Source organism: Microvirga arabica (genome assembly GCF_016811235.1).
GTDB classification, from domain to species: domain Bacteria; phylum Pseudomonadota; class Alphaproteobacteria; order Rhizobiales; family Beijerinckiaceae; genus Microvirga; species Microvirga arabica.
In genome coordinates, this window is record NZ_JAFBID010000050.1 from 21,263 (window position 1) to 45,148 (window position 23,886).

Consider the following 23,886-nt stretch of genomic DNA (forward strand, 5'->3'; position numbering starts at 1 on the left):
ATTAGCGCGATTGCGTTGTCTCGCTCCTCTCTCATGCAGTTGAGCGCTGAGACTACAATCTGGATCGCTTCAGCATCCGTGTGGTGATCCTCGACCCGGAAGCGCCTGTAGTCTGCCGTCTTGTACGACCAATCGAGGATAGCCTGATCGCCCTTCGCAAACAGAGCTTCGATGTTGTCCGCGCCGATCCGCTGAGAGCCACTATCGCCTCCTGACAGAGCAGCTGACCCGCCATCGTGGGGATGAACTATCGGGCTCTGTCGCAATTTCCGGCTGCGGACGGAGAGATCTGAGCGCGGCTCGTATTCGCTTATGCGACGAGCCGCTCGAACTGCTCGACGAGTGATAGTTGCTGACTGCAGGCGTATCTCGCCTGTCCCTTTCGCATCATGTGCACCATCTCAATCCCACCCAGGATGGCACGAGCGCTACCCATGGACTTGAACCCCATCGTCGGGCGAATCCGCCGCTTGATGGCCCGATGATCCTGTTCGATACGATTATTGAGGTAGGCGCTTTGCCAGATGCGGATTGGCTTAAGCTTCCGTCGTGATCGGTCCTGCAGCCGGTTTGTCGTATCGCAGGACAGGATCGCCTCACGATTGGTCTGACTGCCGTCGATCACGATCCGCTCGGGCCGACCATGCCGCTTGAGGGCCTTGCTAAGGAAGCGCTTGGCGGCTGTCAGATTGCGCTTCTCACTGAACCAGAACTCGACTGTGTCGCCATTGCTGTCAATTGCGCGGTACAAGTACATCCAGCACCCTCTGACCTTGATATAGGTTTCATCCAGATGCCACCTGCCAGTGACAGGCCGCTTGCGCCGGTTAAATCTTTCCAGAAGCTCAGGTGAGTAACGGACGACCCAGCGACCGACCGTAGCGTGGTCCACCTCGACACCCCGCTCCGCCATCATCTCTTCCAAATTCCGGAGGCTGAGATTGTAGGCGAGGTACCAGCGGACACAGAGCAGGATTATGGATCGATCGAAATGCCTGCCCTTAAACACCCCTGCCTCCGCCACTGTGACCGCAGACTTAGTAGCTGAAACTCTGAAACGAAAAGTTTGCGACGGATCCTGAGGCCTCCAGTCGGGCATCGAAGCGCAGGATCGCAATCGTGATTGGCTCGAGCCGGCCGGCGATCTGCTCCCACGGCAGCTCGGGCAGGGCATAGGTGCGCGGAACCAAAGGTTCATCGTCGTAGTGGGGTAGGGACAAGAACTGCTCCCAAACACACGCTAAGCTAGAACGAACCGGGAATCCCACTCTGTCCAGCCCCTCCCCTTCTGAGAAACCAAGATCGAGCAGTTCCTCCAGACTGTCCCGGTAACGCTATCCAGAACGTTATGTGTGGACAGTCCGGGCGGTCGCTGTACCGAGCAAGATCATCCCGCACCTTTGCTCAAGCGGTGAGACAACAAGTGCGGGAGATGAGTGATGACACGGCGGACGCTTCTGAGCCCGGAGGAGCGTCAGGCGCTGCTCGGCATCCCAGACGACGAGGCCAGCCTGATCCGGCACTACACTCTCTCGCCGCAGGATCGCCTCCAAGCTGAGGTCCGGCGCCGCCCCCAGAATCAGCTCGGCTATGCGGTCCAGCTCTGCCTCATGCGCTATCCCGGCCGGATCCTTGGGGTCGACGAGAGCCCACCCGCCGCCATGGTGGCCTATGTGGCCGAGCAGCTGGAGGTCGACCCCGACGCCTTTGCCCTCTACTCGCGTCGCTACAACACCCGCTTCGATCACAGTCGCCGTCTGGCGCACTACCTCGGCGTCCGGACGGCGACACGCGAAGACCGGCGTGCGGCTCTGGTGGCGGCGATCAATGTAGCCATGGGGACAGACCAGGGACTGCCGATTGCAACTGCTGTCGTCAACGCGTTCCGCGAACGTGGTGCCCTTCTGTTGCCGGACGGTGCCCTCGAGAAGATCGGCATCGCCGGACGTGCCATCGCCCGCCAACGGGCCGAGGCTGCCTTGCTGGAGGGACTGTCACCGGAGCGGCTCGACAGCCTTGACGCCCTTCTCACGATTGATCCAGCGATCCAGCAGACTCGGCTCAGTTGGCTGCGCACGGCGCCGGATGCACCTGGGGCCGATAATCTGATCGGCCTCATGGACCGTCTGACCTTCATCCGCTTCATGGCCGTGGATCCGCAGCTGCGTGAGCGGATCCACCCTGAGCGCTGGACCCAAATCGTCCGTGAGGGTGACGCCGCCCCAGCCTGGCTCGTGGCCGACTTCAACGCCTATCGGCGGCGGGCGACGATCGTCGCCCAACTGATCACACTCGGGGAGCGGTTAACCGACGAGGCGGTCACGATGTTCAACAAGTTGATTGGCCGTCTCTTCGCGCGAGCCAACACGCGCCGCAAGCAGAGATACGCCGACACCCGGCAAGACACCACTAAGGCGCTGCGCCTGTTCCGCGACACCTTGCGAGCCCTCGTTGTCGCCAACGATACAGGCCGGAATGCCATCGATGTTCTCGACGATGAAATCGGATGGCATCGGCTGCTCGAAGCCAAACCGGAAGTCGAAGCCATGGTGCAGGATGCCGATCCCGATCCGCTTGTGCTGGCCGCGGAGCGCTACGGCCCCGTGCGCAAGTATGCTGCGCGCTTCCTCGAGACGTTTACCTTCCGCTCCTCCCGTCGGCATGACTCGCTGTTGGCCGCGATCGGGACACTCAAAACCTTGAATGCTGCCGGACGCCGGACCTTGCCGGAGCGAGCGCCAGTCGGCCACCTCACATCACAAGCCCGCAAGCTGATCTTTGCCGACGCCAAGCCGGATCGCCGTCTGTACGAGATCGCGACGCTGGCTGCCCTTCGGGAGCGGTTGCGCGCCGGCGACATCTGGGTTGAGGGCAGTCGTGCCTTCCGGCCGATGGACGAACAACTCATGCCCAAGCCTACGTTTGCTGCCTTGAAAGCAGCCGATGAACTCGGTCTCGGCGTTCAGGGTGATGTCGTGGCATATCTAAGCGAGGCGCGTCAGACCCTCGACTTCGACCTCAAACGGCTTGCTTATCGCGCCCGCAATGGCAAGCTCGAAGGCGTACGGCTTGAGGCCGGACAGCTCGTCGTCACTCCCCTCCCCGGCGATGTACCGGCCGCTGCCGAGGAGCTGAAGTGGGAGCTGGGCGACATGTACCCGCTGGTCGAGGTGCCTGACCTCCTGACGGAGGTGCATGCCTGGACTGGGTTCGCCAATCAGTTCACCCACATCCGCACCCAGGAATCGCCTGAGAACATTCCGGCCATGTTGGCTGGCGTTCTGGCCGACGCTACCAATCTCGGAGCAAAGCGGATGGCTGCGGCATCGAAAGGCATCACCGCACGGGAGATCGCCTGGAAGCGGATCTTCCATACCCGGCCGGAGACGTACAAGCTGGCTCAGGCCTGCATTACCGACAGGCACTCGCAGCACCCCCATGCCCTGCTCTGGGGCGACGGGTCCACAGCCTCCTCGGACGGGCAGTTCTTCCAAGCCAGTGATCGCGCGGGCCCTCGGAGCGATGTCAACCTGCACTACGGCAGTGAACCTGGTTCGAAGTTCTACAGCCATCTCTCCGACCAGTATGGCTACTTCAGCATCCTGCCGATCAGCGCCACCGAGAGCGAGGCGCCCTACGTGCTGGATGGCCTGTTTGATCACGAGACGACACTCGACATCCAGGAGCACTTCACAGACACAGGCGGCGCCAGCGACCACGTCTTCGGTCTCTTCGCCCTGACGGGTCGGCGGTTTGCTCCACGCCTTCGTAATCTCAAGGACCGGAAGCTCCATACGTTCGAGAAGCCGGAGACCTATCCCGCACTCCAAGAGCATATCGGTGTACCGATCAACACCGGCTTGGTCATGGAGTACTGGGACGACCTCCTTCATCTGGCGGCCTCGATCCAGACACGCACAGTCGCTCCCTCAACGATCCTCAAACGGCTTGCCGCCTCTCGTAATCCCAGTCAGTTGGCCCGCGCTCTGCGCGAACTCGGTCGTCTCGAGCGCACGCTGTTCATGATCGAGTGGTACTCGGACCCTGCACTCCGGCGGCGCTGCCAAGCGGGCCTCAACAAGGGTGAGGCAGCCCATAAGCTCAAACGGGCCGTGTTCTTCCACGAGCGTGGCGAGATCCGCGACCGCTCATTTGAGAGCCAAGCCTTCCGGGCGTCCGGGCTGAACCTGGTCGTGAGCGCCATTGTTCACTGGAATACGGTTTATCTCGGACGTGCCGTGGATCATCTCCGCCGGCAGGGGCGGATTATCCGGCCCGAGGTGCTCAAGCATGTGTCGCCCTTGAGCTGGGAGCATATCAATCTCACGGGCACCTATGCATGGGGCGAGAAGCCCACGCTCGTCGATGGATTCCGCCCCTTACGCCTGTCGCAGCCCTTGGCACGAGCCGCGTGATCCGACCGGGCGAAAACGGCGGTTCTTTGTTCGTTCTAGCTTAGCGTGTGTTTGGGAGCAGTTCTTGTTCCGACCCCGTCTTCAGCCATCGCAGCCGGGCTCGCCAAGGGCCTGCCGCTGGCGGACGCTGTTGCAGCCGGGAAGAGCTTCATCAGCGCCGCAATTAAGGCTTCCAACGGACTCCAGATCGGACACGGGCACGGACCCGTGCACCATTTCCATGCCTTATGGTCTTAAGCTCACCCGCCGTGCGGCGCTTGGCATCGGTGCCTCGACTCTCGCAGCGCCCACCGTCGCTCGCGCCCAAACTCTGCGCTGGCGCATGGTCACCTCCTGGCCGAAAGGCCGCAGCGGTCCTGGCATTTCCGCACAGCGGATCGTCGAGCGCATCAATGCCATGAGCGGTGGGCGGCTTCAGGTCGATCTCTTTGCGGCCGGCGAGATCGTGCCGCCCTTCGCGGTGCTCGATGCAGTCTCGAACGGCACTGTCGAGATGGGCCACACGGCAGCGCTGTACTGGCAGGGCAAGATGCCCGCCGCCGGTTTCTTCACGAGCGTTCCTTATGGGCTTGGTCCGATCGAGCACCAGGCCTGGATCGACCTGCGGGGTGGCCAAGCGCTCTGGGACGAGCTTTACAAACCTCACGGCGTTCGCGCGTTTCTCGCCGGCAACACCGGTCCTTCCATGGGCGGATGGTTCCGGCACAGGCTGAACGGTGTCGAGGATCTCAGGGGCATGCGCCTGCGCGTACAGGGCCTGGGAGCCGAGATCTATGCCAAGCTCGGTGCTGTGCCGATGGCGGTGTCTGCCGGTGATCTGCTCCCCGCACTGGAAAAGGGCTCTATCGACGCTGCTGAGTTTCTGGCTCCGGCAACCGACTTGGAAACAGGTCTGCCGAAATACGCATCGTTCTATTACGCACCTGGCTTCAACAAACCGAATGGCGCGAGCGAGCTCATGGTCTCGTTGCCTGCTTGGGACCGCCTCACCCCCGACCTGCGCAGCATCATCGCAGAGGCTTGCAGGGCTGAGCACACCCTTGGACTTGCCGAGGCATATCAGACCAATGCGGTGGCCCTGATCGAGATCCTTGGCAAGTACCCGGTCACCCTGGAAGGTTTCCCACGCTCTATCATGGATGCGGCCCAGGCAGCCTCGGCAGAACTCATGATCGAGCTGGGGGGCACGTCCTCTCTCGCAGGCCGCATCGTCGCGAGTTACCAGACGGCTTTGCAGGATCTACGCGGCTGGTCGGCTCTTGCAGCCGACATGGCGAGAGCCAACACACGTGCGCACCTGCCGGCCCGCTAGCTCGCGCATTCCCCTAGCGTATGTGCGGAACGGTGAACCCGCTTTCCGTCTCCGATTCTCTAGGTTTGATGAGAAATGAATACTGTCATCTCGGCCGCAGCCATCGGTCGGGCGAACAGATAGCCCTGTGCGGTGTGACATCCCAATTCACTCAGCCGTCGCGCCTGACCTTCGGTTTCAACCCCTTCTGCGGTCACCAGAAGGTTCAGGCTTTTAGCAAGTCCGATCAGCGCAGCTACGATCGCCTCGTCGCCAGTGTCTTCCTCAAGATCACGCACAAAGCTCTGATCAATTTTGATGTGATCAACAGGGAATCGCTTCAGGTGTGTGAGGGATGCATAACCCGTTCCAAAATCGTCGAGTGCAACCTGAATGCCCCGTCGGCGGAGCTTATCAAGTGTGTCGGCGACGAGGCCGGAGCGCCCGTCAAGCAGGACTTTTTCCGTGACCTCGACCTCAAAGAGCGTTGTCGGAATTCTTGCCAGATCAAGAATACGGAAAATTTCTTCCGCCAAATCTGGACGGCTGAACTCAACATTCGAAAGATTTACGGCGACCCGCCCAGGCGAGAGGCCCGCCTTGAGCCAGGTGCGGATATCAGAGGCGATTTTGCCGATCAGGCGCTTGCCGAGAGCCGTGGCAATCTCGGGATCGTCAAATGCCATTCCGAAGGTGCTTGGCGTCAGAAGGCCTTTGGTCGGGTGGTGCCAGCGGGCAAGGGCTTCGAGACCAACGACTCGGCCGGTCGCAAGACATACCTTCGGCTGATAGAACGGAACGATCTCATCCCGTGTGATTGCCTCTCGAACCTCTCTGCTCAACGTAAGCCGCCTCTCGGCAGTCTCTCTCATTGCAGGTGAGTAGGTAACGACACCTCCCCGCCCTTTTGCCTTGGCTTGGTAAAGGGCGATATCGGCATCCTTCATCAATTCGCTCGACAGGATGTCATGATCCGGGAACGCGGCCACTCCGATACTCGCTCGGCTCACGATCATGCGCCCGTTATAAGTAAAGGGCTGGCGAATCTGTCTGATGATATTGTCTGCAAAACTAACCGCGTTGCTGAGCCTCATGGGCTCGACAATTAGGATCGCGAACTCATCCCCGCCGAGCCTTCCTGCTGTGTCACATTCCCGCACGACTGCCGACAGCCGCGCCGCAGTTTCCTTAAGCAGCGCGTCACCGGCATCATGGCCAAGGGTATCATTGACATCCTTGAAGTCGTCCAGGTCGATCAGGAGAAGGCTGACACTGGTTCCATCCTGTTTGGCTCTGGTGAGGGCCTCCTCGAGACTATGCTGGAACAGAGCGCGGTTGGGCAGGCCAGTGAGCGCGTCATGGTTCGCGGCTCTCCAGATTTCCTCTTCAGCCGCCTTCCGATCCGTGATGTCGTAGGAAACGCCCACAATGCGGTTCGGCCCCGCCCTTTCTGCGCGCGATGCTAGCCAAAGAGTCTTTCCGGTAGGCAAGGTGTACCGGAATTCGGTTGACTCAGCTCTCGGATCATCGCTTCCTGAAAGGAGCTTCTCGTGAAGCGTCCGATCGTCCGGGTGCAATTTATCGAGGAATTCCGAGAGAGGCCCGGAACCAATGCCTAGCAATGCGAGCGAGTTTTGAGAGCGTGTGATGTAGCCCGTTCTGAGATCCTGCTCCCAGGCGACCATGCGGGCAGCCTGCATAGCGAGCCGCAGTCGCTCTTCGCTTTCACGCAAGGCTTCCTGTGACCGTTTACGCTCGGTGATGTCCTGAATGGTTCCGAGTTTCCGGATAGGTTGGTTATCCTCACCAAGAAATGTTCTGCCAGTCTCCAGAACCCACCGCTCTTCGCCGCTGTCTGCCCGGAGAATACGATATTCAGCGCTACGGTTCAGGCATCCGTCCTGCTCGTCCGCATAGAAGATGCTTTCCACACGAGCCCTGTCGGCTGAGTGGACGCGCTCAAGGGCGGTGTCGCGGGTAGCCGGAGTGTCGGAGGAAATCCCTAAAATCTCCCGTATTTCCGCTGTCCATTGACGATTGCCTGCGGTGACATCCACGTCCCAGATCCCAAGTCCCGTTGTCTCGATTGCAAGGCGCAGGCGCGCCTCGCTCTTCCGCAACGCATTTTCGGCTTGCTTCTGCTCATGAATATCTGTGATCGTACCGACCCACTCCTGGACAGTTCCGTCAGCCTCTTTAATCGGGACTGCTCGTGCGAGAGCCCACCGATACTGCCCGTCCCTTTGACGAACCCGGTACTCGGTCGTCCCAGGCCGCGACGAGGCAAGGAGACCTTGCCAGACCGAGATCAGATTCGCTCGGTCATCGGGATGAACAGCGTTCAGCCAGCCGGCGTCTTCTTGCTGATCAAGGTGCTGACCCGATACTTTCTCCCATCCCCACGTGGTTGAGATCGCGCCGTTGGGGGTGGCGCGCCAGATTTTGGCTGTGCTGGCTTCCACCAGAGCCCGGTACCGGCCTTCGCTCTCCCGCAGGGCGGCTTCGCCCTGTTTTTGGTCATGAACATCGGTACTGGTGCCAAGCCAACGTTCTATTCGACCGTAACCGTCGCGGGCCGGAAGTGCGCAAGCGCGAACCCAGCGGTACTCCCCGGTATGATGTCGCAGACGGTACTCTGCCTCATACGGTTCGCCAGTTCGGATTGCGTGACACCACTTTTCGGCCGCTTGCTCTTGGTCATCCGGATGTGCAACGCTGTTCCAACCGTTATCGTCAATGCTCCCCGGCGCTGCCCCGGTAAACTCGTAAAAGCGCCTATTCCGGTACTCGTGCTTCCCGTCCGCGGAGGCAATCCATGTCATGTGCGGCAGGGTGTCTGCGAACGCCGAAAGGTCGGCAACTCCATTGTTCTGGCCGCGCGCTATTTCAACGAGTTTCCCCACGGTGGGACCGCCCCCTGCGGTGAATTATTGGTTTTGTCCAGACAAGGCCGGGTGGCATCGCAAATAAAATACATAGTCGGAGAAATGTCGTCCCTCTTAGGGTATTAGACCTAACAAAGTGAAAACGGCTCTCTCCTCGACTTCTAGACTCACGGATTTGGGTGCTGCAAATATCTCTGATTTTAGTTGAGTGAGCATGAACCCATGGTCACGCTCCAGTTGCGGCAATGCCTGTCGACATAAGCCATGGGCTGGACGCTGGTAGGCCAGTTCGTGCAGCGCCTCACGGATTGTTGGCCTAACCACCTACCGGATCTTGTAGCTTGACAGGTCAATGCAACTAAGCCTGCCGCCGTGTTCTCAGGATTATCCTCAACCCGATCTCGTGTGGTGTTGAGGGCTCCCGTGCTGGAACCGGCGGACGAACTCGCGATCCCCACTCCTGCCGACCGGGAGCGTACGGCGCGTGTCCGCGCGTTCTTCGATATGGCCGGGGCCGAGTTGGGCCCGGACCTCGGCCTCTTGAAAGGGCGGGAGCAACAGCGGGCGGAAGGCACAGTTAAGGAGGATCAATCCGTCCGGCAGCACGGGCGACTCGAGAGCCGGGCGTCAACCATCGCGTCGCGGTGAGCGCCTTGGGGTGACCGGTGCATCTGCCAACTCTCAATGAGGAACACGTCATGCGCGGCCTCTCACCGACTGGCAAGCACCTGCCCAGCGCGCTGATCCAAGGCGGGACGATCTGGCTCACCACGGAGAAGCACTTCGGGGAACTGGCGCGCCGTCGTTCTGATACAGAATTCGTCACCCTCGCCGGCGGTCATGCATTGCGCGCCGATGATGCCGCGCCTGAGGGACGTTCAATTGATCGACCCATCCGCGCGCAGACGCTGTGCCGCGAAGTCGACAAATGCGCGCACGCGGGCCGAGGTCTGCCGTCCCTCTCCATGCACCAGGTGAATCGGTACCGGTGCGGGCTCGTGCTCGGCCAGCACGATCTTCAACCGACCAGCGGCAAGCTCGGGCGCGACCATGTAGGACAGTACCCGCGTCAGCCCATGCCCATGCACGGCGGCCGTGATCGCCATCTCGGCGGTGTTCACCTCCAGGCGCGGCGATAGCCTGACCTTCAGCTCGGAGCCGCCGTTCCGAAACGACCATTCCGGCGAGGGCGTGACGCCCTGGAAGGCGATCGTGCGGTGGCGAGTCAAGTCGTCAGGCTCCTGCGGGATGCCGTGCTCGGCCAGATAGGCGGGAGAGGCGCAAACGAGGCGCCGGACCGATCCCACTTTCAGCGCCGTCATCCCCGAATCCGGCAAGTGGGCGATACGCACCGCCACATCAAGCCCTTCCTCCATGAGGTTGACGACCCGGTCGACGAACAGGGTGCGGCCACTCACCCGGGGATGGCGGCCGAGGAAGTCGAGCAGGATCGGGGCGACGTACATGCGCCCGAACAGCACCGAGGCCGTGACCGCCAGTTGCCCCTGCGGCTCGCGGTGTGAGCCCGCTGCCGTCTCCTCCGCCTCGTCGATCTCGGACAGGATGCGGCGGCAATCCTCCAAGTACCGGGCCCCAGCCTCGGTGAGGCGCACATTGCGGGTGGTGCGGTGAAGCAGCCGGGTGCCGATCCGCGCCTCGAGGGCAGCGATCGCGCGCGTCACGACAGGCGGCGACATCGCCAGCCGGCGAGCCGCTGGGGCGAAGCCTTCCTCCTCCGCGACAGCCACGAACACCGTCATCGCCTGCAACCTATCCATGATCGATTATTCCCAGATTAGAAACGATCCATTGCCGAGAATGAACATTCACGCTGTTGAGCACAAGGGGCATTGTCCTCTCACCCAGCGGCCACTGCCGTTCGGATTTGATGAAAGGACACCTTTATGGCCCGCATCTCCGCCGTCGATCCCGCCACCGCCTCCGGCGAGGCCAAGACCCTCCTCGATGCTGTGCAGGCGAAGCTCGGCATGACGCCGAACTTCCTGCGTGTGCTTGCCCATTCCCCTGCCGCGCTGGGATCCTTCCTCGGCCTGTACGGCATTGCCGAGCAGGGCAGCCTCGATCCCCAGACCCGCGAGCGCATTGCCCTGGCACTCGCCGAGCAGAACAGTTGCGAGTACTGCCTATCGGCCCACACCGCCATCGGCCGCAGCGCCGGCCTGACGGGCGACGAGATGGAGGCCAACCGCCGGGGCACCTCGCAGGACGCCAAAGCGGCGGCCGCGGTGGCATTCGCCCGTGCGCTCGTGGAGCACAAGGGAGAGGTGACGAACGCCGAGATCGAGGCGGTGCGCCGCGCCGGCTACGGCGAGGCCGAGATCGTCGAGATCATCGTGCACGTGGGCATGAACCTGCTCACCAACATTCTCGGCAAGGCGAGCCGGGCCGAGATCGACTTCCCGAAGGTCGCCCTCAGACAGGCGGCTTGAAGCCACCACCCGGACCCTTGGCCCCGCCCCGGGTCCGCCCGGGCGGGCGCTTCCCCTCCGGTGCCCGCCCTCCCCCATCACCTCAGCAGGAGCAGCAGGATGTCAAAAGCCGTCCTGACGTCCGGTGTCGATCACATCGGCCTCACCGTTTCCGATCTCGATGCAACCCGGACCTTTTTCACCGAATGCCTCGGTTGGACATTGCTGGGGGAGAACCGTGCCTATCCGGCCGCCTTCGTCACGGACGGCACCACGCGGGTGACGCTCTGGCAGGTCAAGGATCAGGCTGACCATGTGCCTTTCGACAGGCACCGGAACGTCGGTCTCCACCACCTCGCCTTCCGCGTCGCGGATTTAGCAACCCTTTATGCTGTCCACGCGCGCGTGGCCGACTGGCCAGGCGCCACTGTGGAGTTCGCGCCGGAGCGGAATGGCCCAGGACCGAAGATCCACTGCATGGTCCGGGAGCCGGGGGGCAACCGGGTCGAGTTCACGTGCCTGCCGCAGGACACCGTCCTTCATACGTATGGATGAGTTCGTTATGTCCGACACAGCCCGCCCCAACGACATCCGGCTTCGCAACACCGCCCTGACCTGCCTCGGGGTGGCCGCGGGCATGCTGGGACTCGCCTATGCGGCGGTTCCCCTTTACGACCTGTTTTGTCGCGTCACCGGCTTCGGCGGCACGCCCATCCTGGCGACCGCCCCCTCCGGCAAGGTTCTCGAGCGCACCGTCGCTGTCAGGTTCGACACGAACGTGGCTCCCGGCCTCCCCTGGCGTTTTTCGGCCGAAACACCGGCGGTCAGGATCAAGGTCGGCGAGACCCAGACGGTGACGTACATTATCCACAACCCGTCCGATGCTTCGGTCTCGGCCATGGCAACCTACAACGTCCAGCCCGAGCTCGCCGGCAGCTATTTCATGAAGCTCGAATGCTTCTGCTTCACCGAGATGACCCTCAAGCCCGGCGAGACGATGGAGACGGCCGTGGTGTTCTTCATCGACCCAGCCATCGTCGACGACCCGGACATCGGCAGCCTCGACGCCATCACGCTCTCGTACACGTACTTCCCCCCGAAGGGCGTGAACCCTGCTCAGCCCGCGGCCCGGTAACGGTCCCCGGGAAGCTGAGTCCCCATCCTCCTTCGCAGGACGTTCACCATGGCCCGGGCCTTTGCCGAGATCACCTTCACCCCCAGCGTCAGGGCGGCCCAATCCCGCTACGGCAGCCGCGCCGCCAATGCCGGCTTCGAGCAGGCCGAGGAGCGTCGCAACGTCCTCACGGAGCGCGAGGCCGAATTCATCCATGCACGCGACGGCTTCTACCAGGCCAGCGTGAGCGAGACCGGCTGGCCGTATGTTCAGTTCCGTGGGGGCCCGAAAGGCTTTCTGAAGGTGCTCGACGAGAGGACGATTGGCTATGCCGACTTCCGCGGCAATGTCCAGTACATCAGCACGGGCAACATCAACGCGGATGGCCGCGTCTCCCTGATCCTGATGGACTACCCGAACCGCCGCCGCCTCAAGGTCTGGGCGCGGGCACGGATCGTGCACGAGAGCGAGGATCCAGGCCTGCTCGCCCGTCTTGAGGTACCGACCTACCGGGCCCGGGTCGAGCGCGCGGTGGTCATGACGGTCGAGGCGTTCGACTGGAACTGTCCGCAGCACATCACGCCCCGGTTCACCGAGGAGGAGATCGCCGGGCTCGTCGCGCCGCTGCAGCAACAGCCTGCCCAGGTCACAGCAGAGAACCAAACCCTGCGGGCGGCAGGCCCCGCCGTGCAGTCCCTCGGCAGCGGTCCGCTGGAGTTGGTGGTCACGGGCATGCGCCAGTTGACGTCCCGGGTCAGGTCGTACGAGTTGCGGGCTGTCGACGGTGGGCCCCTGCCTGCCTGGAAGGCGGGCGCACATCTCACCGTGCCTGTCCGCCTTCCTGACGGCCGGGAGCACACCCGCACCTACTCGCTGATGGGCGATCCGGCGGATCGTCACGTGTATGAGATCGCGGTGCTGCGCGAGGACTCAGGCCATGGCGGCTCGGGTGCCGTCCACCGGGACTACGGGCTTGGGACGGTAATCCGCTGCGGCCTGCCCCGCACCCTGTTCGAACTCCATGATGACGACAGCCCGAGCGTGCTCATCGCAGGCGGGATTGGAATCACCCCCCTCCGAGCCATGGCGCTGGCACTGCTCGCCTCCGACCGATCGTTTGAGCTTCACTACATCGCCCGGACGACGGCCGAAATGCCGCTGCGACAGGATCTCGAGGCCCGGCTCGGACGCCGCCTGAAGACATACTTCAGCCGAGATCCAGAACCCACCCCGCTCGCGGTTCGAAAGGTCCTGACGGAGGCTCCGCCGGACGCTGTGTTCTACGTCTGCGGCCCGTCCCCCCTGATCGCGACCGTGAACGCGCAGGCATCTGCGCTACGGATAACCGCCGACCGGATCCGCTGCGAGAAGTTCGTCGCCGACACGACACGCGAAGGCGACCGGCCGGTCGAGGTGCGCCTCGCCCAGTCCGACAAGACCATCATGGTCGCGCCCGACCAGACCATCCTCGATGCGCTCATTGGGGCCGGAGTCGATCCGCTTTACGACTGCCGCACCGGCACGTGCGGCACCTGTGCCACCAAGGTTCTCGACGGTGTGCCCGACCACCGCGACAGCGCCCTCTCCGAGGCAGAGCGGACCCGTGCCAGCCTGATGTGCACCTGCGTATCCCGCGCGCTGACCGATCACCTCACCCTCGACTTCTGATCCGCCAGGAGACCAGACGATGAATGCCCAACCACCCTTGAGCCAACTCCGTCCGACGAGCGCCCTTCCACCTTTGGCCTCTCCGCGTGCAATCCTTCTCGCGGGACTGGGAGGTGCGATCGCGACCTTGACCCTGGTCTTTCTGGCGCAATGGTCGGGGCTTGCCTTCGTGATGGCGCCGTTCGGGGCCACGTGCGTGCTTGCCTTCGCGCTGCCGGACAGCCCGCTGTCGCAGCCGCGCAGCATCGTCGGCGGGCATCTCATCGCCACGACCGTCGGACTCGCGGTCGGCAACCTGCTCGGCGTTTCGCCGTGGACGATGGCGCTCGCTGTCGGTCTCGCCATCGCGCTGATGCTCATCACCCGTACGACCCATGCACCTGCTGGAGCAGATCCGCTTCTCGTGATGCTGGCCATGCCGGACTGGTGGTTCCTGCTCACGCCAGTGCTGTCCGGTGCCCTGACGTTGGTGGCGGTGGCGTACGCCTATCACCGCATCACAGGGCGCGCCGATTATCCCCGTTACTGGTTTTGCTAAAGGACTCAGCAGTGACTAATCTCTCCCGCCGAACAGTTGCCTTCGGACTTGCCGCATTCGCCCCTACGCTCAGTTCATTCCCGACCTCTACTGCTGCGCTGGCTTCTGATCAGCCGTCTATAACGATGAACGCGCCTCCCCTTGCGCGATTGCGCCTCGGACGTTTCACAGTGACGGCTCTCACGGACGGTTTCACGGATATGCCATTCGGCTATTTCCCTGGTCGAACGGCACACGAGACCGAGGCGGCCGCTAAGGCAGAATTCGCGGCACGGCCCTCAGGCATTCGTTTTATGTTCAACCAGTACCTGATCGAGGATGGCGAGCATCGTATCCTGATCGATGCTGGACCCGGCGGCTCGCTTGGGAAGTCAGGACTTCTCCCCCAGGGGCTCGCCGCCTTGGGCCTCACCCGCGATCAGATTGATGCGGTTATCATCACCCACATGCATCAAGATCATATTGGCGGTCTCGTTGCTGGAGGAAAAGCAAAATTCCCTCGTGCGGAGATTTACATTGATCGGCGTGATGTTTCCTACTGGACGGATCCCGCTAAGAGGGCCAGCGCCCCAGACTATCTCCACAATGGCTTTAAGCTCTCCGCTGACGTGATCCGCCTTTACCCTAAACTGCAAGCGATCGACGGTGAGCGTGAGATAGTGCGAGGCGTGTCCATCATCGACCTCACCGGCCACACTCCAGGCCATATTGGAGTTCGTATTGCGGATGCTGGTCAGAGCCTCCTCATGGTATCCGATATGCTTTTTCCCGTCGTTCATCCGGCAATGACCGATGTCAATTTCCTGTTCGAACAGGATCGTGCGGCTGCTCAGGCCATGCGGGCCCGTTTCTTCCCTCGAGCCGCCGAGGAAGGTGCCTTGATTGCTGCAACGCACATGCCCTTTCCAGGTCTCGGCCGGATTGTATCCGACCATGGCCGCCTGCGCTGGGTTGCTGCCGCATGGGCTTTTCAGGATTGACCTATGTGTCAATGATTTGCGGCCTCATGGCGGATGCGCCGCCATGAGGTGACCTGCCGGTCCCTGGCATCGCTACCGCTGACCGTCCTCACTCGCCTTCAACGAGTGGACGCCAACTGGATCTGAGTGTCCATTGAGCGCTCCTACTCATGCAACCGACGGCACCTCCAGAACGTCAAACCTACAGCAAAATCGTTACACGTGCTCCAAGGAACGCTATGAAGACTCGCTCCCCGATTGCATTGTCCTGTTGCGCCATTATCTCAATAACCCCTGGGCTGAGGTCTGGCCAAAACGGTACTATTGGCTCTCGTCGAGCGCTCAGGCTGCGGCTAGGATTAAGCCATGAACGTTGCTCATTCAGGCGTGTAAGGGCACTATGTCGGTTCCCCCATCGCTTTCTTAGGTGGCAACATGCAGGTCTCTTGGGTATCTGCGCACGCATTTATTTTGAGAGTGCATTCTATCCGTACAAGCGCGACCTGACGGAGATCGAACAAGCAGAGACCGCTCGGCTGTTTATCCATCTCGAAGAGCTGCTGGCCGACTCCTACGGTCCATACCTGTTCGGCTTACTCCGTCTCACGGACCTTATGCTGGCTCCTACAGCGATTCTCCTGTCACGACACAACGCGAATATCCGCCGCTTCCCTCATACTGCATCCTGGATCGGCACGATCCTGCAGAACGATCTTGTAGCCGTGTGGCTAGAAGAGGCTGATCAGCTGCCGCACATCTGGTTCGATGACTATCTGATCCCAGGTCAACCAATGGATCTGCATTCTGCGACGGCATAACTGGCGACCAGATTACGGCTACATCACAGATCAATAGCCTCCTCACGTCTTCGCTTCGTCGCGTGAATCTCAGATCTTCAGTAGTAATCGCCAAGGCGCAGCCAGTGACACTCCAAGGTAGATTGCGGCCGTATCCGGCTCTGGATCGAGCCGAGTGGCTCGGCTGGGTAGGCGTGGTGAGGAACGTCCAGCAAGTACGATGCTTTAGGCAAGGGAACCAAGCCGATCAGATGGATCAGCACACCCAATGTCTCGAACTCATGACCGCAGCATCGGCCGGTCCCAAAAGGGCGCCAGGCATAACGTCCTGACCGGCGAATTGCCGACGAATTGGACGGGTTCTCATCAATTCGCTCCACAGCCAGCCCCGCTTGAAATCACATATATCCTAGCATGGGCGAAGCGGGGTTCGGCGTTGCAACCGACCGGTCCATGCTTGAGGATCCCTGGCTCTCTTCATCACTGCCCGAATTCCTCTGTGAGGAAATCGAGAAAGGCATGGGTCTTTGGAGCAAGGTGCTGCCGGGACGGGTAGACGGCATAAAGTGTAGTCTCCACCGTACGCCAGTCCTCCAGTGCGCACTGCAGTCGCCCTTCCCGGAGGTCATTCTCGACGTAGGGAAAGGGAATCAGACCGAGACCGAAGCCTTCGCGGAGCGCGTCGCGGACCGCAAGACTCGACGTGACCGAGTACCGGGCGCTCACCGCAACCCGTTCGATGCGCCCATTCTTTTTGAACTCCCACACATCTGCGTGTCCCGAAAGGCTGAACCGGATGCACTGGTGCGATCTTAGGTCGGGTGGTGCTTTCGGCCTGCCATGCGCTTCGAAATAAGATGGGGCCGCACAAAGCACGTGCGGCATAACCGCGAGTTTCCTTGCGATCAGGGTGGAATCCTCCAGGTGGTCGCTGCCGCGGATGGCGAGGTCGAAGCCCTCCCGGACAAGGTCGACCCGTCTGTCGTCGAGCTGAAGATCAAGGGCAATCTCCGGATATTTGCCCAGGAACCGGGGGATCGCCGCGGAGAGCCGCGTTAGGGTGACGGTCATCGGCGCACTGACCCGCAGGGTGCCGCTCGGTCCCATCCTGAGCGGAGACAGTGCCCGATCCGCATCCGAAAACGCATCCAGCCCACGCACGATGTGCTCAAGATAGATCCTGCCCTCTTCGGTGAGAGCCATGCGTCGTGTCGTGCGGTTGATGAGCCGTGCGCCTACATGCGCCTCCAACTCTGCGATGTTCTTGCTGATCGCCGCCGGCGACAGGCCGAGCCGACGTCCAGCCTCCGCGAAGCTATTCAGCTCCGCCACGTGGCGGAACACCTGCAAGGCAGTAAAACGGTCCATCCGATCATTCCCCAGTGGTGAACAATATCTTTCCGTAACAGAGGATTATCAACTACCATCTACATCAATAACTTCCTCACCGAAACCCTTTCACTTCGGAGATGGAATGATGACGAATGCAGCCATTGCTCTGATAGAGCAGCGCGTATCGGCCAACCTGTTTGATGCCTGCCATACGCTGACAGATGCTGAGATCGAGGAACTGACGCGCCTCGCAACGCGGGCACCGACTGCCTACAACCTTCAGAACTGGCGCTTTATTGCGCTGCGAACGCCTGAGGCCAAGGCGCGCCTACGCCAGCTAGCCTATGGCCAGGCGAAAGTGTCGGACGCCGCTGTCACCTTCATCATCTGCGGCTTGCTGCCCAATCACGCCGCCATCCCGGAACGGCTGCGTCCCTTTATAGAGGCCGGACACATGCCGGGGGATACTGCCATGGGCTGGCAGGAGGGCGCCCGCGCGCAGTATGCCGATCCTCGGACGGCTCGCGACGAGGCTGTCCGCTCGGCCTCCCTTGGAGCCGGGACACTGATCCATGCCGCTGAGGCGCTCGGCCTCGCCTCGTGTCCGATGGTCGGGTTCGATGCCGAAGGTGTGGAGCGTGAGTTCGGCCTTGGGCCGGATGAGGTGCCGGTGATGCTCGTCGCAATCGGCCGCGCCGCGCCAGGCAATTGGCCCCAGAAGCCCCGCCGCCCGCTCACTGAGGTTCTGGAGATCGCATGAGACCGCACGCTTCCGATGTGCTGCTGACGGCCATCGCGCCTGCCATCTGGGGCAGCACCTATCTCGTTACTACGCAGCTTTTGCCCCAAGGATATCCTTTGACCGTGGCTATGCTGCGGGCGCTCCCAGCTGGGCTCCTTCTGTTGCTGATCGTCCGGCAGCTTCCGACGGGAGTCTGGTGGTTCCGCGCCTTCGTGCTCGGGGCGCTCAATTTTTCAATTTTCTGGTGGATGCTGTTCATCTCCGCCTACCGGCTTCCGGGCGGCATGGCCGCCACGGTCGGCGCCGTCCAGCCGCTGATTGTGGTCGTGCTCGCCTATCTTGTCCTGGGCTCAGCCATAAAGCTCCTGTCGCTCTGCGCTGCGCTTGGCGGCATGGTCGGCGTAGGCTTGCTGATCCTGACGCCGCAGGCCACGCTGGATCCGCTCGGGGTCGCTGCCGGTCTCGCCGGCGCGGCGTCGATGGCGGGAGGGACGGTGCTCAGCCGGCGCTGGCAGCCACCCGTCTCGCTGTTGACCTTCACCGCCTGGCAACTGAGCGCAGGCGGCCTTCTGCTTCTCCCGGCGGCATTATGGTTCGAGCCGCCCTTACCTTCGCTGACTGCTGCCAACGTCCTCGGCCTTGCCTATCTTGGTCTGATCGGAGCAGCACTGACGTACATCGTCTGGTTCCGCGGCATTGCCCGGCTAGAGCCGGCCGCAGTCGCCCCACTTGGGCTTCTCAGCCCTTTGACGGCGGTCGTTCTCGGCTGGCTGGTGCTGTCTCAGCACCTCACCGCAATGCAGTTTGTCGGCATGGCTGTGGTGCTGTTCAGCGTCTGGCTGAGCCAGCGCGCCCAATGGATCGTTCCGCCTGCACCTCTCCAGACGGCGCGATGAGTGCGCGTGGGTAGCCCGACAACAAATCTGCTGACCGGAGCCTATCGATGATCGACGTTCCTGTTCTCTTAGCGGGAGCTATGATCCTGGATAGCGTCTTCGGGTTTCATCGCCAGCCGAGTCGCACCGAGCAGCGCATGGTCAATTGCCAGGCTGATCCTGAGCAACATGATGAACGGCGTGAGCCAATTCCCACAGTCACATGCCACCTGTAGTGACACATCCATATCATTATGAGGATCCAGGCTCGACTAACATTCCGCGCAGTAGCAGCTTGAGCGCGGCGGCACCTTGTGCCAGGCGCACATTGCCGTCATCTTCCTCCGCGATCCAGAAGGCGGTTTCCGCCAAGCCGCCGTAGATCAGCAGTGCCAAGGCTCGAGGGTCAGCCTGAGCAACGACGCCCTGTTGGATAAGGTTGTCGATCAGGCGCTGCATCGAGGCAATGCAATGTCGCTGGGAATTCGGCAAAGTGCCACCCAGCACGGCGCGTGCGTCGCGCAGCACTATGCGCTGGATTTCCGGTTCAAGCGCCATCTCCAGATAGGCACGGCAACGGTCACAAAAGCCCTGCCAGGCGTCCTCGGCGGTGCCTGAGATGGCCTGCAAGCGGAGATCCGTTTCCGCATCGATCTGCTCCACCACTGCCGCTAGCAGACCCTTCTTGTCACCAAAGTGGTGGTAGAGCGCACCCCGAGTTAGGCCTGCCTGGGCGGTAAGGTCATCCATGGATGTGTCGGCGTAGCCACGCTCGCCAAAGACCCTGCGTGCGGTTGCCAGCAACGTCGCGCGGGTCGCTTCCATCGCAGCGCGGGTGCGGCGAACCATCGATCCTCTCCTTACATACGTGCCGAATGATTATTTACATACGATTCGTATGAATATATAAACTGATTCATACGGGCTGTATCTATTGCCCCGCACCTGCCATCGTTGCCAAGTGGGCACTTCGGAGAAGACATGTTTATCCTCCACCGAAAACCCTGTGCTGTGCCCCCCTCAAGGGCCTTGCCCCTGACGAAACGCTGGCATGGCTTCCGCTACGGACAAAGAGTATCAGCATCATCAGATTCCGTCGGACCTCCGGGCCGGCTGCCGCAGTTTTGTCAACTGTTGTACTGACCTAGGCGCTGCTGACACCGCAGGTCTCTCGCCCTGGAGATCGACACGATCAAAACCGTGTCTCACCGACGGCAGCCACCAATCGCATTCCCTAGCGCTCTGCTGCGGGCCGCCCTTTGGGTACTCGCGCATGCGTGTGTACGTCTCTCCCCTGCACCTGATGCTGTGTGGGGTCAGCACTGTCTTCCTCTTCATCCCAAAGGATCTAGACACCATGAGTATGTCTTCATCTGCTGCTGAAACACCTGTGCGGCACCCGTGGCTGGCAGTGACCGCAGTAGGTCTTGCTACCTTCTCAGTCGTAACAACGGAAATGCTTCCGGTGGGTCTGCTAACGCCGATTGCCAGCACTCTTGAGACTTCCACCGGAACTGCTGGCTTGATGATCTCACTGCCGGCTTTGCTGGCGGCCTTGTTTGCACCGCTGGTGGTGATTGCTTCCGGAGGGCACGATCGCCGCAGGATTCTGTGCGGCTTGCTGGGATTGTTGGTGATCGCCAATATTGCATCAGCTCTGGCGGTAAGCCTGCCTTGGATGCTGGTCGCTCGTATTCTCGTTGGCTTCTGTATGGGCGGCATCTGGGCAATTGCTGGTGGTTTGGCTTCCCGGCTCGTTCCTGAACACTCTGTTGGCTTGGCAACCTCCATCATCTTTGGCGGAGTAGCGGCCGCCTCGGTGCTGGGCGTTCCGCTCGGGGCACTGATCGGCGACCTCGCGGGGTGGCGCTGGGCATTTGGCAGTATGGCGTTGCTCAGCGGGTTGGTGCTCAGCCTGCATCTAGCAGTCATTCCTTCGCTACCCGTCGCGAGTTCGGCGACCATCCGCCAATTTAGACAACAACTTGGCAATAGGAAACTTCAAGTCGGGCTGGCCATGACACTGTTACTGGTGGCTGGCCACTTTGGAGCATTCACCTTCGTGCGCCCACTGCTGCTGTCGTTGTCTGGGTTTGATGCACAATGGATCGGCGGACTGCTGTTCGCTTACGGAATCATGGGAATTGCGGGCAATTTCCTAGCCGGCATCATCGCAGCGCGCCGCACGACACTGACCTTAATGGGGATTGCACTAGGATTACTGCTCACGCCAGTTCTGTTTCTGGTCATTGGCAACTCAAATGCCGGCGGTGGTGTGGCGCTATTAGGCTGGGGTTTGGCCTATGGCGGCGTTTCAGTCGGCTTGATGACCTGGATAATGAAAGTTGCGCCGCGCGCCGTAGAGACCGCCACGGCGTTGTATGTTGGTATTTTCAATATCGGCATTGCGCTAGGATCCTGGGCCGGGGGTCGGATTGTGGATGCCTTTGGCCTGACAGCTAATCTGTGGCTGGCTGGTGCAGCTGCTGCTGTAGCATTGCTCCTGATCATGGGCATCGGGGTGACCGAGCAAAAGCAGGGAGCAGCTAATCGCCGCGCTCGCGGCCGCCCGTGGGGCACAGATGTCTAGCTGGTATGATGGATTCCTGTTGGCCAAGGAACATTCTGTGGCAGAGGCGGCCCGCCGCTACCGAGGAGACCGCTCCAGTGTGCACGGGCGGCTGACTCTGTCCTAGGCCTAGCATGAGCTACCGCACTCCGCGATCCGTTGCACAGAGGGCGCCCTGTCGTCCCCGACACTCACATGGCAGCGGCTTGCGACAGTCTCGGCCAACTGCCGGCGCTGGTGCAGCTGCCAGGCAGCAAGCCGACCGTGAAAGGCCTCGCGGTCAACCTCCGCAAGCTGACATCAAGGCAAGATCGAGTGCGAATTTGTAATGCGTGCTATCCGCTGGCTTTTCTGCCGGTTAGGCAAAAGCCCGTCAATGCACATCCCGATCGGGCTTGGGGTAGATCTCGGTTGAGAAGCTGCCACGGGAGCGGCCCAGTGCCCGTCTGTTCTGCCCCCTTTTGCACCTGCGGTCGAGATATGGGCGCACGACCGTGGATCCGGACATCCGCATGAGATGAGTGGTCACCCTGAGCGCTGCCAACGCGTCGAAGAAGACCTCAAACATGGCCGCCCGGCCCAAACGCCAGAAGCGTTTCCAATCCGAACTCCAAGGCTCGATGACTTCAGGTAGGCCGCCATGTGATGTTGTGGGCCGTGCAGTAATGCAGCAGCTCAAGGATGCGGCGGTCATTGCTGCCCTTGGGGCCCCGCTAGCGCATCGTGCGAAAAAGTGGATCCGATTTTTCGCTCTCAACGATGCGCTCTTCAATGATTGGAGCATCGGATCAGATCGCAAAAGTGGATTCCACTTTTGGGTCCGATGCTTTAGGAGCACGAGGCAGCACCGTCGAATGATCATCCTCCGTCATTCCTGCAAGGATGGTCAAGCCTCCTGAAGCCGGCCGCCGTGAGTCATTGACGCGCTGAATTGGGATGTACTTACCCGTTGCCCGGCTCCTTTCGCTCACATGGTCTGAGGTGAACTACGCAAATTGACTTGTTCGATCCCGGTCAGCAAAATACTCTAAGGTCTGCACCTTGTCATGTTTCTTGGATGACAGAATTTCCACTTCAGAATGAGATACATCGATGCCACCTGAGCTTCGTGAAGTTCCTACCGAAATCAGAACAGCTCGCCTTGTGCTTCGCCGTCCTCAGCCTGGTGACGGCGCACACCTGCATGCCGCCATCCACACTTCCCTGCCGGAACTGAAGCCTTGGGCGCCTTGGGCACAGAAGCCGCTTGATGCTGAGGGATACGAGGTCAGCCTTCGCCATGCAGCGAGCCGATTTCTGGTGCGTCAGGAGCTACGCTACCTGATATTTGATGCTTCTCAGCAGACCTTGATGGGCAGCACCGGCTTCCACGCTCTAGACTGGAGCGTTCCCAAAGCGGAGATCGGGTATTGGATTGCAACGCCCCACGCTGGGCAAGGTTATGTGACGGAGGCAGTGGAAGCCCTAACGGAGTTCGGGTTTGATACCTTAGGCTTCCGGCGTATCGAAATTCGTTGCGATCCCCTGAACGAGCGCAGTCACACGATTGCTCGACGATTGAATTATCAACTTGACGGGCATTTGGTGAACAATGTTGTCGCAGCCGATGATCCCTCGTGCCTGCGAGACACCCTTATATTCTCCCGGGTGCGCTGAGCGTTAAACTTCAATGTCGGCTCGACCTCCTCAGGGGAACTTGGACTGATCCTCAAATCCGGTTTCTCAGTACGTGTTTCGCCTCAAGTCCGAAGCTGGATCGAGATAGTAGCCTCGCCGATCCCCGTGACTGGAGTGTTGCGGAGACACCCATAACGGGGTCCAGTGCGTTATGGGTGTCTCCAGCATTAGGTAGCAAACGCCACCAGAGTTGAACCCTGCTTTTAGCTATCTTCCGGCGAATTGCCCGGAAGGCTTGTCGGCTCCAGACCAGCATGGCGGACAGCAAGCCCTCCGCTAACCCCTTATGAACCTGGAGCTGTGGCATGGGAGTCGATCCCACCTCGGACGAGTAAGCCGCAACAACGCTTATCTTGTTGTTGCGGCGTCTGTCGAACCGAACCCAGCCTGGCCGGCCCCCATGAGGTGGTCCGGGGTTAATGTTAGTGCATGATCGGCTTGAAGCGCTTGGGTTTGGAGGTCCAGGGCCAGGGTTAGCTTCCGTCGGCCACTGAACCCTTCGCTACCGGCGAAGGGCTTATCCGCAAAGCATATTCCTGCGGCGTGCTGTTTCCAAGAGCCATGTGAGGACGGCTCTCATTGTACTCCTTCCGCC

At 61.1% G+C, this 23,886-nt stretch carries 20 protein-coding genes and 1 pseudogene; 15 read left to right on the plus strand and 6 right to left on the minus strand.

The genetic code is table 11. The features are described 5' to 3' along the window. Window positions 1-310: 310 nt before the first annotated feature. Both JQC81_RS21130 and JQC81_RS21135 read right to left on the minus strand, forming a co-directional pair. The gene (locus JQC81_RS21130) at window positions 311-1,009 is read right to left on the minus strand and encodes an IS6 family transposase (protein WP_203273754.1); all 699 of its coding nucleotides are present in this window, start codon (window positions 1,007-1,009) and stop codon (window positions 311-313) included. A 28-nt stretch (window positions 1,010-1,037) separates the two neighbouring features. Next, entirely contained in the window at window positions 1,038-1,220 is a 183-nt protein-coding gene (locus JQC81_RS21135) for a hypothetical protein (protein WP_203273736.1), read from the minus strand. Window positions 1,221-1,439: 219 nt separating this feature from the next. On the opposite strand from JQC81_RS21135, the gene JQC81_RS21140 reads away from it, so the two are divergent. From JQC81_RS21140 to JQC81_RS21150, 3 genes and pseudogenes are all read left to right on the plus strand, one after another. After that, window positions 1,440-4,415 carry a Tn3 family transposase gene (locus tag JQC81_RS21140; RefSeq protein ID WP_203273737.1) on the plus strand — a complete coding sequence of 992 codons (2,976 nt, stop codon included), beginning with the start codon at window positions 1,440-1,442 and terminating at the stop codon, window positions 4,413-4,415. 72 nt (window positions 4,416-4,487) lie between these two features. Then, window positions 4,488-4,652: pseudogene (locus JQC81_RS21145) on the plus strand (bifunctional hydroxymethylpyrimidine kinase/phosphomethylpyrimidine kinase); the annotation flags it as partial. Beyond that, window positions 4,636-5,727, plus strand: a complete 1,092-nt coding sequence (locus tag JQC81_RS21150; protein WP_203273738.1) for a TRAP transporter substrate-binding protein — start codon at window positions 4,636-4,638, stop codon at window positions 5,725-5,727. The pseudogene JQC81_RS21145 and the gene JQC81_RS21150, both read left to right, overlap by 17 nt. Window positions 5,728-5,786: 59 nt before the next feature. On the opposite strand, the gene JQC81_RS34155 is transcribed toward JQC81_RS21150, so the two are convergent. Further along, window positions 5,787-8,609, minus strand: a complete 2,823-nt coding sequence (locus tag JQC81_RS34155; RefSeq protein WP_203273739.1) for a sensor domain-containing protein — start codon at window positions 8,607-8,609, stop codon at window positions 5,787-5,789. 405 nt (window positions 8,610-9,014) lie between these two features. Between JQC81_RS34155 and JQC81_RS21160 the strand changes: the two genes are divergently transcribed. Continuing rightward, complete coding sequence (locus JQC81_RS21160; RefSeq protein WP_203273740.1) at window positions 9,015-9,239, plus strand: hypothetical protein; 225 nt, start codon at window positions 9,015-9,017, stop codon at window positions 9,237-9,239. 230 nt (window positions 9,240-9,469) lie between these two features. Here the strand turns inward: JQC81_RS21160 and JQC81_RS21165 are convergent, their stop codons facing one another. Further along, complete coding sequence (locus tag JQC81_RS21165) at window positions 9,470-10,369, minus strand: LysR family transcriptional regulator (RefSeq protein ID WP_203273741.1); 900 nt, start codon at window positions 10,367-10,369, stop codon at window positions 9,470-9,472. Window positions 10,370-10,495: 126 nt separating this feature from the next. On the opposite strand from JQC81_RS21165, the gene JQC81_RS21170 reads away from it, so the two are divergent. The 7 genes from JQC81_RS21170 to JQC81_RS21200 all read left to right on the plus strand — a co-directional run bounded on the left by JQC81_RS21170 (window position 10,496) and on the right by JQC81_RS21200 (window position 16,117). After that, window positions 10,496-11,041 carry a carboxymuconolactone decarboxylase family protein gene (locus JQC81_RS21170; RefSeq protein WP_203273742.1) on the plus strand — a complete coding sequence of 182 codons (546 nt, stop codon included), beginning with the start codon at window positions 10,496-10,498 and terminating at the stop codon, window positions 11,039-11,041. Window positions 11,042-11,140: 99 nt separating this feature from the next. Beyond that, complete coding sequence (locus JQC81_RS21175; protein ID WP_203273743.1) at window positions 11,141-11,575, plus strand: VOC family protein; 435 nt, start codon at window positions 11,141-11,143, stop codon at window positions 11,573-11,575. A gap of 7 nt (window positions 11,576-11,582) precedes the next feature. Beyond that, the gene (locus JQC81_RS21180) at window positions 11,583-12,155 is read left to right on the plus strand and encodes a cytochrome c oxidase assembly protein (RefSeq protein ID WP_203273744.1); all 573 of its coding nucleotides are present in this window, start codon (window positions 11,583-11,585) and stop codon (window positions 12,153-12,155) included. A 48-nt stretch (window positions 12,156-12,203) separates the two neighbouring features. Continuing rightward, entirely contained in the window at window positions 12,204-13,802 is a 1,599-nt protein-coding gene (locus JQC81_RS34160; RefSeq protein ID WP_203273745.1) for a 2Fe-2S iron-sulfur cluster-binding protein, read from the plus strand. 19 nt (window positions 13,803-13,821) lie between these two features. Continuing rightward, window positions 13,822-14,340: an HPP family protein gene (locus JQC81_RS21190; RefSeq protein ID WP_203273746.1), complete on the plus strand. Its 519-nt coding sequence runs from the start codon at window positions 13,822-13,824 to the stop codon at window positions 14,338-14,340. A gap of 11 nt (window positions 14,341-14,351) precedes the next feature. Further along, on the plus strand, window positions 14,352-15,320 hold the full coding sequence (locus JQC81_RS21195) for an MBL fold metallo-hydrolase (RefSeq protein WP_376772431.1): 969 nt from the start codon (window positions 14,352-14,354) through the stop codon (window positions 15,318-15,320). A gap of 425 nt (window positions 15,321-15,745) precedes the next feature. After that, window positions 15,746-16,117 carry a glutathione S-transferase family protein gene (locus tag JQC81_RS21200; protein ID WP_203273748.1) on the plus strand — a complete coding sequence of 124 codons (372 nt, stop codon included), beginning with the start codon at window positions 15,746-15,748 and terminating at the stop codon, window positions 16,115-16,117. Between the two features lie 459 nt (window positions 16,118-16,576). Here JQC81_RS21200 and JQC81_RS21205 read toward each other — a convergent pair whose 3' ends face one another. Further along, the gene (locus JQC81_RS21205; protein ID WP_203273749.1) at window positions 16,577-17,464 is read right to left on the minus strand and encodes a LysR family transcriptional regulator; all 888 of its coding nucleotides are present in this window, start codon (window positions 17,462-17,464) and stop codon (window positions 16,577-16,579) included. A gap of 106 nt (window positions 17,465-17,570) precedes the next feature. Here JQC81_RS21205 and JQC81_RS21210 point away from each other — a divergent pair, with 106 nt between their 5' ends. Both JQC81_RS21210 and JQC81_RS21215 read left to right on the plus strand, forming a co-directional pair. Then, window positions 17,571-18,188 (plus strand): nitroreductase family protein, encoded by a 618-nt coding sequence (locus JQC81_RS21210; RefSeq protein ID WP_246520561.1) that lies wholly within the window; start codon window positions 17,571-17,573, stop codon window positions 18,186-18,188. Further along, on the plus strand, window positions 18,185-19,066 hold the full coding sequence (locus JQC81_RS21215) for an EamA family transporter (RefSeq protein WP_203273750.1): 882 nt from the start codon (window positions 18,185-18,187) through the stop codon (window positions 19,064-19,066). The genes JQC81_RS21210 and JQC81_RS21215 overlap by 4 nt, the downstream gene beginning before the upstream one ends. A gap of 231 nt (window positions 19,067-19,297) precedes the next feature. Here the strand turns inward: JQC81_RS21215 and JQC81_RS21220 are convergent, their stop codons facing one another. Beyond that, window positions 19,298-19,894, minus strand: a complete 597-nt coding sequence (locus JQC81_RS21220; RefSeq protein ID WP_203273751.1) for a TetR/AcrR family transcriptional regulator — start codon at window positions 19,892-19,894, stop codon at window positions 19,298-19,300. A gap of 424 nt (window positions 19,895-20,318) precedes the next feature. Between JQC81_RS21220 and JQC81_RS21225 the strand changes: the two genes are divergently transcribed. Both JQC81_RS21225 and JQC81_RS21230 read left to right on the plus strand, forming a co-directional pair. Next, a complete protein-coding gene (locus tag JQC81_RS21225; RefSeq protein WP_246520562.1) occupies window positions 20,319-21,635 on the plus strand; it encodes an MFS transporter in 1,317 nt (438 codons plus the stop codon). 1,071 nt (window positions 21,636-22,706) lie between these two features. Then, window positions 22,707-23,270: a GNAT family N-acetyltransferase gene (locus tag JQC81_RS21230; RefSeq protein ID WP_203273752.1), complete on the plus strand. Its 564-nt coding sequence runs from the start codon at window positions 22,707-22,709 to the stop codon at window positions 23,268-23,270. The last annotated feature ends 616 nt before the right edge of the window (window positions 23,271-23,886 follow it).